The following is a 13,642-nucleotide window of genomic DNA, read 5'->3' on the forward strand; positions in this document are numbered from 1 at the left end:
GCCGCCGACCGGCGTCGACGCCGCGCGCTCGGCCGCCGCCCCCCACTGGGCCGGCGGTCTCGCCGCGGCCTGGACGCCCGGCGAGGCCGGCGCCCGGGCTCGCCTCGACGCCCTGCTCGACCGGCGCCTCGCCGGTTACGCCGACGAGCGCGACCGCCCGGATCGCGACGTCGGCTCGCGCCTGTCGCCGCATCTGCGCTTCGGCGAGATCTCGATCCGCCGCATCCATACCGAACTCACCGCGGTGTCGCACGGGCCCGACGCCCCCGCCCCCGCCGATCTCGACAAGTACCTCGCCGAACTCGGCTGGCGCGAATTCTCCCACCACCTGCTCGCCCATCGCCCCGATCTCGCCACCGCCAATCTGCAGCCGGCCTTCGACGCCTTCCCGTGGCGCGACGATCCCGCCTTCGCCGAGGCCTGGCGACGCGGCGCCACCGGCTATCCGCTGGTCGACGCCGGGATGCGCGAATTGTGGACGACCGGGACGATGCACAACCGGGTGCGGATGGTCGCCGCGAGCTTCCTGATCAAACACGGGCTGATCGACTGGCGAATCGGCGAGGCGTGGTTCTGGGACACCCTGGTCGACGCCTGCCCGGCCGCCAATCCGGCGAGCTGGCAATGGGTCGCCGGCTGCGGCGCCGACGCCGCTCCGTTCTTCCGGATCTTCAATCCGGTCCTCCAGGGCGAGAAGTTCGACCCCGAAGGCAATTACGTCCGCCGCTACGTGCCCGAACTCGCCGGCCTGCCGAACCGCCGGATCCACGCCCCCTGGACCGCCGCGCCGCTCGAATGCCGCGCCGCCGGACTCCGCCTCGGCGTCGATCGGCCGCTGCCGATCGTCGATCACGCCGCGGCCCGCGACCGGGCACTCGCCGCCTTCGCCCGCACCCGTGGCGATCGCCCGTCGACGCCGCCCCGTCGCTCAGCGTGAGGTCGCCCAACCGGCGACGAGGCGCCCGACCGCGGCCAGCGCCGCTTCGCGATCGGCGATCGGCGCCGGGCACTCGGTGAGGTAGGCCGCGACCAGGATCGGCGCCCGGCCGGGTGGCTGCAGCAGCGCCACGTCGGCGGTGGTGCCGTGGCCACCGGTGCCGGTCTTGTCGCCCGCCGTCCAATCGGCCGGGATCCCGCCGCGCAGCCGCCGCTTGCCGGTCGGGCTCTCGACCATCCAGCCGAACAGCCGGGCGCGCGAGGCCGGCGACAGCGCCGCGCCGAGCAGCAGCCGATCGAGATGGCCGAGCATCGCCGTCGGCGTGGTGGTGTCGCGCGGATCGCCCGGCTCGGCGGAATTGAGGTCGGGTTCACCCCGGTCGACCCGGGTGACCTCGTCGCCGAAGGCCCTCGCCCAAGCGGTCATCGCCGCCGGTCCGCCGAGGGCGGCGAGCAGCAGGTTGGCCGCACCGTTGTCGCTGAGCACCACCGCCGCGCGGGCGATCGCCTCGACGCCGAGGCTCCCCTCGGCGAGCCCCGGCTCGAGCACCGGTGAATAGGGCACGAGGTCGGCTCGCCCATAGGCGATGCGCCGGGCGAGATCCTCCTCGCCGCGATCGACCCGGAGCAGCGTCGCGGCCGCGAGCAGCAGCTTGCCGGTGCTGCACGAGGCGAAACGCTCGTCGGCGCGGTGGCCGAAGGCCCGCCCGTCGCCGCTGTCGCGCACCGCCACCCCGAGCCGCCCACCGACCTTGGCCTCGATCGCCGCCACCGCGGCCGGCCCGTCGGCCGCGGCCCGGGCGCCGGACGGCATCAGAGCGGAAAGCGTCAGGCCGGAGAGACCGGCGAGGAGCAGGCGGCGATCGACGGGCAGCGACATCGGAAAGACCTCCGGAACGGGCGACGCCGGGCGTCGCAGGTCCGCGACCCTCGGTGGCGATCTCGGCGGAAGCATGTCTTGGTCCGTGGCGGCGGACCGCTCGGGACGTCGGAGCCCCGAAATCCGCCCGGCGCAAGGCCGGCCGGCGCTGCGGTCGATTGACACGAGCGGCGCAGTTCGGCAGACCTGTCATCGCACGCTCGTCGGTATCCAGCATCCGCGCACCGACGAGACCGCCGACGGACCGGCGCCCCGAGACGCGATCGAGAGCCCCAACCCGATGACCGATCAGACGAAACGCCCGGAGACCGCCGCGGCGTCCGGTGACCTCAGCCTGTCCCGCCTGCTCGCCTTCGCCGCTCCGGCCCTCCCGATCGCCGCCTTCCAGCTGCCGTTCGTCATCATCGTCCCCAAATATTACGCCGACAACGTCGGTCTGAGCCTGACCCTGGTCGGCGCCCTGATCATCGCGGTGCGCCTGATCGACGCCATGCTCGATCCGTTCATCGGCTATTTCTCCGACCACAGCCGCCCGAAGTGGGGCCGCCGCCGGACCTGGTTCGGCATCGCCGCGATCCCCACCACCATCGGCGCGTTGATGGTGTTCCGTCCGTTCCCCGACGTCGATCCGAGCAACACCCTGTTCTGGGGCGGCTGGTTCTTCGTGTGGAGCGTGATGATGTCGCTCGGCTACACCGCGCTGTCGCTGTCGCACCAGTCCTGGGCCGCCGAGATCTCGACCAGCTACTACGGCCGCAACCGCACCTTCGCCGCCCGCGAAGTCTCGGTGGTGATGGGCACGCTGGTCGCCACCGGCCTGCCCTTCGTGCTGTCGCGGGTCGGACTGCCCGGCGACGAACCGGTGCTGATCGGCCTGTCGCTGCTGGTCGGCATCGCTCTGCCGCTGCTCGCCTTCGGCACCGTCCGCTTCGTACCCGAGCCGCGCCACACCAAGCACGCGCCGACGCCGTTCATGACCGGCATCCGCGGCATGCGCGACAACGCGCCGTTCCTCAGGCTGCTGCTCGCCTTCGCCCTGTCCAACATGGCCAACGGCGTGCCGGCGGCGATCCTGCTCTACTTCGTGCGCGACTACATCCACGGCAACGAAGAGACCCAGCGCTTCTTCCTCCTGCTCTATTTCCTCGCCGGCGTGCTGTCGACGCCGCTGTGGCTGTGGGTGTCGCGCAAGACCTCCAAGCACCGCGCCTGGTCGATCGCCATGATCGTCGCCTCGATCGCCTTCGTGTGGACGCCCTTCGTCGGCTTCGACACGCTCGGGCCGTGGTCGGTGTGGGCCTTCGGGGTGATCATGATCTTCGCCGGCATGGCGGTCGGTGCCGATCTGATGCTGCCGCCGTCGATGCAGTCCGACGTCATCGACCTCGACACCGCCCGCACCGGCGAACAGCACACCGGCTTCTACTTCGCCATCTGGGCACTGGCCACCAAGATCGCCCTGTCGATCGCCCTGGGCTTCGGCTTCGTCATCCTCGGCGCGGTCGGCTTCAACAAAGGCGCGGTCAGCGAACCGGCGGCGGTGGTCGAACAGATCCAGACCGTCGGCCCGACCGACGTCTCCGGCATCGTGCCGGTCGAACCGGGCAAGAAGATCGTCAAGAAGCACCACACCACGTCCGAGACCCGGCCGATCCGTCAGAGCCCGCTCGCCCTGTGGACGTTGGCCATCCTCTACGCCTGGGTGCCGGTGGTGCTGAAGTTGATCGCCGTGACCCTGGTGTGGAACTTCCCCGTCGGCCCGGCCGAGCAGGCCCGCCTGCGCGCCGAGATCGAGGCCAACCTCGCCGACGAGCGCCGTCGCAACGGCAATGGCAACGGCGCGCACTGAGCGAAGCTGCGCAGGCGTCCCTGCGGGCGCCGGCGCGGGAGACGGATGTCGCGGTGGAGGCGTGGCTCGCGGCGGCGTCAGCGACCGCCGGTCACCGCGGTGACCAGATCGGCGACGGCGCGGCCGAGCCGGCTCGACAGCCGGACACCTGCGCCTTCGACCACCGTGAAGCACAGGCAGCCCTCGGGATCGGCGACCGGCGCGTGGTGATCCTCCGGGCCGGTGACCGTCAGATCGCCGGGGCCGAACGATCGATCGCCATCGCTGAAACCGCCGCTGAGCACCAGCGTCGCCTCGAGCCCGGTATGGGTGTGCTGTGGGATGCGCCCGCCGCCGGCGATCCGCAACAATTCGGCGGTGAAGTCGCCCGATCGCCCGAGCGGCCGCCGGCGGATCCCGAACCACACGAAACGCCAGTCTTCCGGGGTCCCCTCGGTGAAGCGCGCGAGCGCCCGCGGCAGGGCGTCGGGCGAACGCTGCGCCGGGGGACGCGGCGGCGTCACCACCGGCGCGAGCCCGAAGATCCGCTCGAGCGCCGCGTCGCGATCGGCGAGCGCGACGCCCGGGGCCTCGTCGAGGGCGCGTCCCGCCAGGGCCTCGAGGGCGTCGCCGAAGTCCCGCGCCGCCGGCGCCATCTCGAGATGGGCGGCGATCAGCGCGTCGAGCGGCGGCGGCAGCCGCCCCTGGACATGCGCGGCGATCAGGTCGGCGGCGGCGTCGTCTGCGGCGGGCATCGGAGGGACAACTTTCTCGAGCTTCGGTCGCTGGGATTACGTCCGATCCGCCCGAGCGGATCAATCGCCACGTCGCTTCGGATTCGTTTTTTCTCATTCCCCCGACAAACGAAATGCTCTCTCTTAAGCGACGCCGTCCGAAGTCCCATGATTGCGCGCCGCCGCCCCGGCGCCCTTCGACGGGCCGAACGAGCGGCGCCACCGCCGCCGTGCAAGGAGAGATCGCATGACCCGTCCCGCCGAACCCGGTGTCCTCACGGCGATCGGCAACACGCCGCTCATTCGCCTCGCCCGCGCCAGCGCCGAGACCGGCTGCGAGATCCTCGGCAAGGCCGAATTCGTGAACCCCGGCCAATCGGTCAAGGACCGCGCCGCGCTGTGGATCGTCCGTGACGCGATCGAGCGCGGGCTGCTGCGCCCCGGCGGCACCATCGTCGAAGGCACCGCCGGCAACACCGGCATCGGGCTGGCGATGGTCGGCGCGGCGCTGGGTTTCCGCACCGTGATCGTCATCCCCGAGACCCAGTCCGACGAGAAGAAGCAGGCGCTGCGCCTCGCCGGCGCCACCCTCGTCGAAGTCCCGGCGGTGCCCTACCGGGACCCCAACAACTACGTCAAACTCTCCGGCCGCCTTGCCGAGAGCTTGGCGGCGACCGAACCGGGCGGCGCGGTGTGGGCCAACCAGTTCGACAACGTCGCCAACCGCCGCGCCCACATCGAGGGCACCGCCGAAGAGATCTGGGCCCAGACCGGCGGTCGCATCGACGGCTTCGTCGCGGCGGTCGGCTCCGGCGGCACGCTGGCCGGCGTCGGCATCGGCCTGAAGCGCCACGATCCGGAGGTCACCATCGCGCTCGCCGACCCCCACGGCGCCGCCCTGTGGTCGTGGTACACCCACGGGGAGCTGAAGGCCGAGGGCTCGTCGATCACCGAAGGCATCGGCCAGGGCCGCATCACCGCCAACCTCGAAGGCGCGCCGATCGATCGCGCCTACCGCATCTCCGACGACGAGGCGGTCCGGGTGGTGTTCGACCTCGCCGAGTACGAGGGCCTGGTGATGGGCGGCTCGACCGGCATCAACGTCGCCGGCGCCATCCGGCTCGCCCGCGACCTCGGCCCGGGCCACACCATCGTCACCATCCTCTGCGACCACGGCAGTCGCTACGCCTCGAAACTCTACAACCCGGCCTTCCTCCGCGAGAAGGGCCTGCCGGTGCCGGCCTGGCTCGAGCGCCGCGACGAAATCGCGGTTCCCTTCGCCGCCGTCTCGTGATCGGATGGGGGTCCCTCCCCCCACGCCGGATCACCCCATGACCGTTGCCGCGACCCTTCCCGCCTTTCGCGACGAGCCCTACCGGACCTCGATCGAGGCCACCGTCATCGGCATTGGCGAGCGCGGCGGACTGATTCTCGACCGCACGATCTTCTATCCGACCGGCGGCGGCCAGCCCGGCGACCGCGGCGTGCTGACCGCCGCCGACGGCGCCGCAACCGGCATCGCCACCACCGTGTGGGAGGACGCCGAGAAGACGGTGATCGCCCATGTGGCGATCGAGGACATGGCCGTGCCGGCGATCGGCACCCCCGTCCGCCTCGATCTCGACTGGCCGCGCCGCCACCGCCTGATGCGCATGCACACCGCGCTGCACCTCCTGTCGGTGGTGCTGCCCTATCCGGTCACCGGCGGTTCGATCGGCGAGGACGAGGGCCGCCTCGACTTCGACATCCCCGAGGCCGACTTCGATCGCGACGCGCTCAACGCCCGCCTCGCCGAGCTCGTCGCCGCGAACCATCCGGTCTCGACCGAATGGATCACCGACGCCGAACTCGACGCGGCGCCCGAACTGGTCAAGACCATGTCGGTCGCCCCGCCGCGCGGCTCCGGCCGCATCCGGCTGCTGCGCATCGGCACGCCCGAAGCTTCGATCGACCTGCAGCCCTGCGGTGGCACCCATGTCGCGGCGACCGGCGAGATCGGCCGCGTCGAGATCGTCAAGATCGAGAAGAAGGGCAAGATCAACCGCCGCGTCCGCATCCGTTTCGTCGACTGAACCTCCGCCCGGGATCCCCGCCATGACCGATCGTTCCGCCTTCTTCGTCTCGACCGAAGACCTCGCCGCCGCCCTCGGCGCGCCCGATCTCGTGGTCGTCGACGCCTCCTGGTACCTGCCGGCGATGAAGCGCGACGCCGCCGCCGAGTACGCCGCCGCCCGCATCCCCGGCGCGGTGCGCTTCGACCTCGACGCGATCGCCGATCATGCGACGACCCTGCCGCACATGCTGCCGAGCCCCGAGGCCTTCGCCGCCGCGGTCGGCGCGCTGGGGATCACCGAGACCTCGCGCATCGTCGTCTACGACGGCGCCGGATTATTCTCGGCGCCCCGGGTCTGGTGGACCTTCCGCCTGTTCGGCGCGACCGACGTGCGCATCCTCGACGGCGGTCTGCCGAAGTGGAAGGCGGAGGGCCGGCCGCTCGACACCGTGCCACCGGCGGCCCCGGCGCCGCGGCTCTTCCGCCCCGCCTTCGACGCGCCCCGCGTGGTCGATCTGGCGAGCGTCGCAGCGATCCTCGCCGACGGCTCCGCGACGGTGGTCGACGCCCGACCGGGCGAGCGCTTCCGCGGTGAAGCGGCCGAGCCGCGCCCCGGGGTGCGCGCCGGTCACATGCCGGGCGCCCGCAGCGTGCCCGCCGCGAGCGTCGTCGCCGACGGCCGTCTCGCCGACGAACGGGCGTTGCGCGCCGCCTTCGCGGGCGTCGACACCGATCGCCCGCTCGTCACTTCCTGCGGCTCCGGCGTGACCGCGGCGATCCTGTGGCTGGCGCTCGAAACCCTCGGCGTGCCGCGCGACCGCCTCGCCCTCTACGACGGCTCGTGGAGCGAATGGGGCGCAGCGGAAGGGACGCCGGTGGTGACGGGCGAGTGAGTGAACGAGCACCGCCCGATCATGACCGGCACGTAGACCGCGCGGTGCTGACCACCCCGTCTGTCGTCAACAGATCCGATCGACGATAGTGGCAGATCCGGGGACCCTTCTGTCCGCTACTACGCGGTTCTCGAACATAGGTCAGGGTGACACCCTGGCCGTCCGGATCGATCTTGGCGTCGTAGACAGGGGGATTCTGCCGGCAATTTCCCAAGATGTTGACCGAGGCACCGGGGCGCGGGACCTCGATGTAGACCGTGACTTGCCCGGCAACCACCGTCTCACAATCCGGCCGCCGATGGGACGGCGACCATTCGAGCCGGTCCGCCGCCACCGACGGCAAGGGGAGCCCTGTCGCCCCGACGACCACGAAGGCCCCGACGCGACGCCACAATCCCGCGAACATCATCGCTAAAGTCCTTTCCTGCCGGCAGAGAGCCGAAAGTCCCCCCCGGCCGTCGGAGGTTCAGGGTGCATCGAGCGTCGGCGAGTTGCACCGTGAGCCTCGCCGCTCCCCACGCTCCTCAATGCAGAATCTGGCTCAGGAACAGCTTGGTCCGCTCGTGCTGCGGGTTGGCGAAGAAGGCGTTGGGCTCGTTCGATTCGATGATCTGCCCGGCGTCCATGAAGATCACCCGGTCGGCCACCTGACGGGCGAAGCCCATCTCGTGGGTCACCACCAACATGGTCATGCCCTCGTTGGCCAGTCCCACCATGGTGTCGAGCACCTCCTTGACCATTTCCGGGTCGAGCGCCGAGGTCGGCTCGTCGAACAGCATGATCTTCGGCGACATGCACAGCGAGCGGGCGATCGCCACGCGCTGCTGCTGGCCGCCCGACAGCTGACCGGGATATTTGTTCGCCTGCTCGGGGATCCGCACTCGCCTGAGATAGTGCATGGCGATCTCGTCGGCCTCGCGCTTCGGCAGCTTCTTGACCCAGATCGGCGCCAGCGTGCAGTTCTCGAGGATGGTCAGATGCGGGAACAGGTTGAAGTGCTGGAACACCATGCCGACGTCGCGGCGGATCTCGTCGATGCGCTTCAGATCCTCGGTCAGCTCGATGCCGTCGACGATGATGCGTCCGGCCTGATGCTCTTCGAGCCGGTTGATGCAGCGGATCATCGTCGACTTGCCCGAGCCCGAAGGCCCGCAGATGACGATCTTCTCGCCCTTCTTCACTTCGAGGTCGATCGCCTTCAGGACGTGGAAGTCGCCGTACCATTTGTTGACGTCGATCATCTCGACGGCGAGGTCGCGCGCGGCGGCGGGGGTCGTACGCCCGGTCGGGGCGAGGGAGGTGTCGGTCATGTCGGGGTCCTCGCGCGTCAACGCTTGTGGCCGGTGGCGAGCCGGCGCTCCATCCATTGGGAATATCGGCTCATGCCGAAACAGAAGATCCAGAAGATCGCCGCCGCGACCAGATAGCCGGTGGTGCTGGTCGACGGTGCCGCCCATTCGGGATCGGAGCGCGACGACTGGATCATGCCGAGCAGGTCGAAGATCGACACGATCAGCACCAGGGTCGTGTCCTTGAACAGCGAGATGAACGAGTTGACGATGCCCGGGATCACCATCTTGAGGGCCTGGGGCATGACGATCAGGCCCATCATCTTCCAATAGCCGAGGCCCAGCGCCATCGCGCCCTCGTACTGGCCCTTGGGGATCGCCTGCAACCCGCCGCGGATGGTCTCGGCGAGATAGGCCGCGGTGAAGATCGACACGCCGATCAGGGCCCGCAGCAGCTTGTCGACGTCGACGCCGTCCGGCATGAACAGCGGCAGCATGTTGGCCGCCATGAACAGCACGGTGATCATCGGCACGCCGCGCCAGAACTCGATGAACACCACCGACAGCATCCGCACGATCGGCATCTGCGAGCGCCGACCGAGGGCGAACAGGATGCCGATCGGCAGCGACGTCACGATGCCGGTCACTGCCACCACCATGGTGACGAGCAGCCCGCCCCAGCGCATGGTCTCGACCGGGACCAGCCCGAACCAACCGCCGCACAGCATCACGTAGGCGAAGATCGGCAGCCCGACCAGGAAGGCCAGGGTATTGGCGAACTTGAACGGCACCTTGGGCATCGCCAGCGGCACCAGGAGGCCGAAGAAGGCGAAGAACACCGCGATCGCCCGCCAGCGTTCCTCCGCCGGATAGCGCCCGTAGAGGAACTGCTGCCAATAGGCCGTGACATAGGGCCAGCAGGCGCCGCTGCCTTCGGCCCGGCAGACCTCGCCGTTCGCGCCCGTCCACACCGCCCGCACGATCGCGAAATCCACGACCGACCAGATGATCGAGCCGGCGATGCTCAGTCCGATCACGGTCAGGATCGCATCGAACAGGCTGCCGAACAGCCGGGTCCGGACCCATCCGAAGAAGCCGCGGGTCGAAATCGGGGCCGCGCTGGCGCCGATCATTTCCTTGCGCACGAAGATCGTCTTCGTCGGCGGGATGTCCGTGGAACTCATCGCCCTCACCTTTCGACGATCGCCATGCGGCGGTTGTAGCCGTTCATGATCAGCGCGGTCAGCACCGAGGTCCCGAGATAGATCGCCATCCAGATGGCGATCACCTCGATCGACTGTCCCGACTGGTTGAGCACGATGCCACCGGTCGAGACGAGATCGGGATAGCCGATCGCCACCGCCAGCGAGGAGTTCTTGGTCAGGTTGAGATACTGGTTGGTCAAGGGCGGCACGATCACCCGCATCGCCTGGGGGATCACCACCAGCCGCAGCGTGTGGCCGTGGGTCAGCCCGAGCGAGCGCGCCGCCTCGGTCTGGCCGTGCGACACCGCCAGGATGCCGGCGCGGACCACTTCGGCGATGAAGCTCGCGGTGTAGGTGGCGAGTGCCAGCGTCAGGGCGATCAGCGACGGGATCACCTCGATGCCGCCGGTCAGATTGAAGGTCGACTTCTTCGGCGCGATCAGCGTCAGGTCGAAGCCGGAAGCGGCGAAGGCGATCGCCGGCAGGCCGAAGATCAGCGCCAGCGCCACCTTGCCCGACGGAAACTGCTGGCCGGTCGCCAGTTGGCGCTGCTTCGCCCAGCGGGCGATGCCCCAGGCCAGCACCACGCCGACCGCCAGACCGATGGCGATGCCCGATCCGGCAAAGCCGCCGAAGCGGAATTCCGGCAGATAGATGCCGCGGTTGTTGAGGAACACCCAACCCGGGATCGGTTGCAGCGACGCCCGCGGCGACGGCATGACGCCGAGCACTGCAAAATACCAGAAGAAGATCTGCAGCAGCACCGGGATGTTGCGCAGCGTCTCGACGTAGGCCGTGCAGATCGACGAGAACACCGCGTTGTGCGACAGGCGGCCGATGCCGACCACGAAGCCGATGATCGTGGCGAAGAAGATGCCGATCACCGCGACGATCGCCGTATTGGCCACGCCGACCAGGATCGCCCGCCCGTAGGTGGCGTCCTTGGGATAGTCGATCGGCGTCTGGTTGATGTCGAAACCCGCGGTGGTCGACAGGAACGAGAACCCTTGCGCGATGTGCCGGCGCTCGAGATTGACCGCGGTGTTGTGGATCACGCTCCACACGATCGCCAGAACGAGGGCCAGGGTGAGACCCTGAAAGACCAGGCTGCGCCACTTGGGGTCGTTGTACCAGACGATGCTCGGGGGCCGATCGTCGGAATTCGGGTGGCGCCTCGCATCGGTGACGGCCATGCTCGATCCTCTTGCCTCGTACCTCGCGCCGGGTCGCGGTTCGCCGCGCGCCCGACGCCTCGGGAAGTCCGGGGCCGGCGCGCCGCCGCCCGCGATGGGCGAGCGGCGCGCCGAACCGGTCGATCAGCGGATCGGCGGGGCGTACTGCAGGCCGCCCTTGGTCCACAGCGCATTGATGCCGCGGGCGATCTTCAGCGGAGTGTTGACGCCGACGTTGCGTTCGAACACTTCGCCGTAGTTGCCGACCGCCTTGACGATCTGCACCACCCAGGCGTTGTTCAGGCCGATGTCGGCGCCGAACGAGCCGTCCTTGCCGAGCAGACGCTTGATTTCCGGATTGTCGGACTTGGCGGCCAGATCTTCGACGTTCTTGGAGTCGACGCCGAGCTCTTCGGCGGTCAGCAGCGCGTAGTATGTCCACTTGACGACGTTGAACCAGGCGTCGTCGCCGAGCCGCACCATCGGGCCGAGCGGCTCCTTGGAGATGATCTCGGGCAGCACCATGTGCTCGTCGGGCTTCACCAGCTTCATGCGCTCGGCATAGAGGCCGGACGCGTCGGTGGTCAGCACGTCGCAGCCGCCGGTGTCGTAGGTCTTCACGACCTCGGCGTCCTTCTCGAAGGACACGAGCTTGTATTCGAGCTTGTTGGCGCGGAACCAGTCGGCGAGGTTGAGCTCGGTGGTGGTGCCGGTCTGGGTGCAGACGGTGGCGCCGCCGAGTTCCTTGGCGGTCTTCACGCCGAGCGACTTGCGGACCATGAAGCCCTGGCCGTCATAATAGGTGACGCCGGCGAACAGGCCCTGCTTGGTGTCGCGCGACATGGTCCAGGTGGTGTTGCGCGACAGCACGTCGATCTCGCCGGACTGCAGCGCGGTGAAGCGCTCCTTGGCGGAGAGCGGCGTGAACTTGACCTTCTTGGGATCATTGAAGATCGCCGCGGCGACGGCCCGGCAGAAGTCGACGTCGAGGCCCTTCCATTCGCCGCTGGCGTCGGAGATCGAGAACCCGGCGAGGCCGGTGTTGACGCCGCACTGGAGGAAACCCTTGGTCTTCACGTCGTCGAGCGTACCGGCATATGCGCCGGTCGCAGTCGCCAGGACGGCGCCGAAGGCCGCCGCGAGAATCTTGGTCGTCATGATCGCGCCTTTGTTCGAGGCCCCTCGTCGGTGAATGCGAGGGCCCGTTGTCCGATGCCGGTTGCCGTCGACGACGAAGGCCATGCCGAAAGTCCGCGCCGACCGATCCGGCCCGACCCGCGAGTTCCCCACTCGCGACCCGTTGCGCGCTGCTCTAGGATGCCCCCCGACCTTCGACCGATCGGCGCCCCATCACAAGGCAAAGCCATTCGACGGTCAAGAGGGAAGCTTTCCAGTAATTCCTGTATGCAGCATCTTTCTTCCGGGAGGGTGCCGTTTCGGGGAAAGATCGGATCACGTATGTCTGTCAAGTCGCAAACACCCGCCAAACACGCCGTCGCCACCCGCCTCGCCCATCTCGGTCGCGGCGAAGCCGGCAGCCCCTTCGTCAACCCCCCGGTGATCCACGCCTCGACGGTCCTGTTCGACAGCGTCGCCCAGATCGAAGGCCGCGCCGCCAAACCGGCGAAATGGACCTACGGCCGGCGCGGAACCCCGACCTCGCAAGCCCTGGAATCGGCGATCGCCGAGCTGGAGGGCGCCGAGGGCACGGTGATCACCCCGTCCGGTGCCTCGGCCTGCGCGCTGGCCCTGATGGCGGTGCTGGCGGCCGGCGACCATCTCCTGATGATCGACACCGTCTATGGCCCGACCCGCAATTTCTGCAACGGCGTGCTCGCCCGGTTCGGCGTCGAGACCACCTTCTTCGATCCGCTGATCGGCGCCGGCATCGCCGCGCTGATCCGCCCCAACACGAGGGCGATCTTTCTCGAATCGCCGGGGTCGCTGACCTTCGAGATGCCCGACGTGCCGGCGATCACGGCCGTCGCGCGCGCCCACGACATCCTCACCCTGATCGACAACACCTGGGCGACGCCGCTGTTCTTCCGGCCCCTCGACCACGGCGTCGACGTGTCGATCCTCGCCGCCACCAAATACGTCGTCGGCCATTCCGACGCGATGGTCGGCACCATCTCGGCCGGGCCGCGGGCCTGGACGCGCGTCAAGTCGACGCACGGCGACTTCGGCCAGTTCACCGGTCCCGACGACATGTATCTGGCGCTCCGGGGCCTGCGCACCATGGCGGTGCGCCTCGCCCATCACCAGGCGAGCACGCTGCGAATCGCCGAATGGCTGGCCGGCCGGCCCGAGGTCGAGCGCGTGCTCTATCCCGCCCTGCCCTCCGATCCCGGCCACGCCGTATGGAAGCGCGATTTCAAGGGCGCCTCCGGCCTGTTCGGATTCATTCTGCGGCCGGCGCCGGCGCGCGCCACCGAAGTCTTCCTCGACGATCTCGAGCTGTTCGGTCTCGGCTTCTCCTGGGGCGGCTTCGAGAGCCTCGCCACCGCGCCCAACCCTCGCAAGGTCCGCACCGCCGTGCCCTGGACCGAGCCGGGCCAGTTGATCCGCCTGCAGATCGGTCTCGAGGACCCCGACGACCTGATCGCCGACCTCGCGGCCGGCCTCGATCGCTTCACCGCCGCGTCGTGAGGC

General features: G+C 69.3%; 12 protein-coding genes. 6 read left to right on the plus strand and 6 right to left on the minus strand.

The features are described from left to right. On the plus strand, nucleotides 1-937 hold a 937-nt coding region (locus EYW49_RS19790; RefSeq protein ID WP_131311361.1), incomplete at its 5' end, for a cryptochrome/photolyase family protein. Here EYW49_RS19790 and bla read toward each other — a convergent pair. Further along, a complete protein-coding gene (gene bla, locus EYW49_RS19795) occupies nucleotides 929-1,816 on the minus strand; it encodes a class A beta-lactamase (RefSeq protein ID WP_131311362.1) in 888 nt (295 codons plus the stop codon). The two genes, EYW49_RS19790 and bla, sit on opposite strands and share 9 nt — an antisense overlap. A 280-nt stretch (nucleotides 1,817-2,096) precedes the next feature. Here bla and EYW49_RS19800 point away from each other — a divergent pair, with 280 nt between their 5' ends. Continuing rightward, nucleotides 2,097-3,665: an MFS transporter gene (locus EYW49_RS19800; RefSeq protein ID WP_165498342.1), complete on the plus strand. Its 1,569-nt coding sequence runs from the start codon at nucleotides 2,097-2,099 to the stop codon at nucleotides 3,663-3,665. Between the two features lie 77 nt (nucleotides 3,666-3,742). On the opposite strand, the gene EYW49_RS19805 is transcribed toward EYW49_RS19800, so the two are convergent. After that, the gene (locus tag EYW49_RS19805; protein WP_131311364.1) at nucleotides 3,743-4,399 is read right to left on the minus strand and encodes a cupin domain-containing protein; all 657 of its coding nucleotides are present in this window, start codon (nucleotides 4,397-4,399) and stop codon (nucleotides 3,743-3,745) included. A 226-nt stretch (nucleotides 4,400-4,625) separates the two neighbouring features. On the opposite strand from EYW49_RS19805, the gene EYW49_RS19810 reads away from it, so the two are divergent. The 3 genes from EYW49_RS19810 to sseA are packed head-to-tail and all read left to right on the plus strand — an operon-like array spanning nucleotide 4,626 to nucleotide 7,324. Continuing rightward, on the plus strand, nucleotides 4,626-5,672 hold the full coding sequence (locus tag EYW49_RS19810; protein ID WP_131311365.1) for a cysteine synthase A: 1,047 nt from the start codon (nucleotides 4,626-4,628) through the stop codon (nucleotides 5,670-5,672). A gap of 37 nt (nucleotides 5,673-5,709) precedes the next feature. Further along, complete coding sequence (locus EYW49_RS19815) at nucleotides 5,710-6,450, plus strand: alanyl-tRNA editing protein (protein WP_131311366.1); 741 nt, start codon at nucleotides 5,710-5,712, stop codon at nucleotides 6,448-6,450. Nucleotides 6,451-6,472: 22 nt separating this feature from the next. Beyond that, the gene (gene sseA, locus EYW49_RS19820; protein WP_131311367.1) at nucleotides 6,473-7,324 is read left to right on the plus strand and encodes a 3-mercaptopyruvate sulfurtransferase; all 852 of its coding nucleotides are present in this window, start codon (nucleotides 6,473-6,475) and stop codon (nucleotides 7,322-7,324) included. A gap of 524 nt (nucleotides 7,325-7,848) precedes the next feature. On the opposite strand, the gene EYW49_RS19825 is transcribed toward sseA, so the two are convergent. The 4 genes from EYW49_RS19825 to EYW49_RS19840 form a co-directional block, all read right to left on the minus strand. Further along, the gene (locus EYW49_RS19825) at nucleotides 7,849-8,634 is read right to left on the minus strand and encodes an amino acid ABC transporter ATP-binding protein (RefSeq protein WP_131311368.1); all 786 of its coding nucleotides are present in this window, start codon (nucleotides 8,632-8,634) and stop codon (nucleotides 7,849-7,851) included. A 17-nt stretch (nucleotides 8,635-8,651) separates the two neighbouring features. Next, nucleotides 8,652-9,797 (minus strand): amino acid ABC transporter permease, encoded by a 1,146-nt coding sequence (locus tag EYW49_RS19830; RefSeq protein WP_131311369.1) that lies wholly within the window; start codon nucleotides 9,795-9,797, stop codon nucleotides 8,652-8,654. A 5-nt stretch (nucleotides 9,798-9,802) separates the two neighbouring features. Next, nucleotides 9,803-11,011 carry an amino acid ABC transporter permease gene (locus tag EYW49_RS19835; protein WP_131311370.1) on the minus strand — a complete coding sequence of 403 codons (1,209 nt, stop codon included), beginning with the start codon at nucleotides 11,009-11,011 and terminating at the stop codon, nucleotides 9,803-9,805. Nucleotides 11,012-11,134: 123 nt separating this feature from the next. Beyond that, nucleotides 11,135-12,148, minus strand: coding sequence for an amino acid ABC transporter substrate-binding protein (locus EYW49_RS19840; protein WP_131311371.1), 1,014 nt, complete (start codon nucleotides 12,146-12,148; stop codon nucleotides 11,135-11,137). Between the two features lie 300 nt (nucleotides 12,149-12,448). Here EYW49_RS19840 and metC point away from each other — a divergent pair, with 300 nt between their 5' ends. After that, on the plus strand, nucleotides 12,449-13,639 hold the full coding sequence (metC, locus tag EYW49_RS19845; RefSeq protein ID WP_131311372.1) for a cystathionine beta-lyase: 1,191 nt from the start codon (nucleotides 12,449-12,451) through the stop codon (nucleotides 13,637-13,639). Nucleotides 13,640-13,642 lie beyond the last annotated feature (3 nt).

Source organism: Siculibacillus lacustris (assembly GCF_004328075.1).
Taxonomy (GTDB): domain Bacteria; phylum Pseudomonadota; class Alphaproteobacteria; order Rhizobiales; family Ancalomicrobiaceae; genus Siculibacillus; species Siculibacillus lacustris.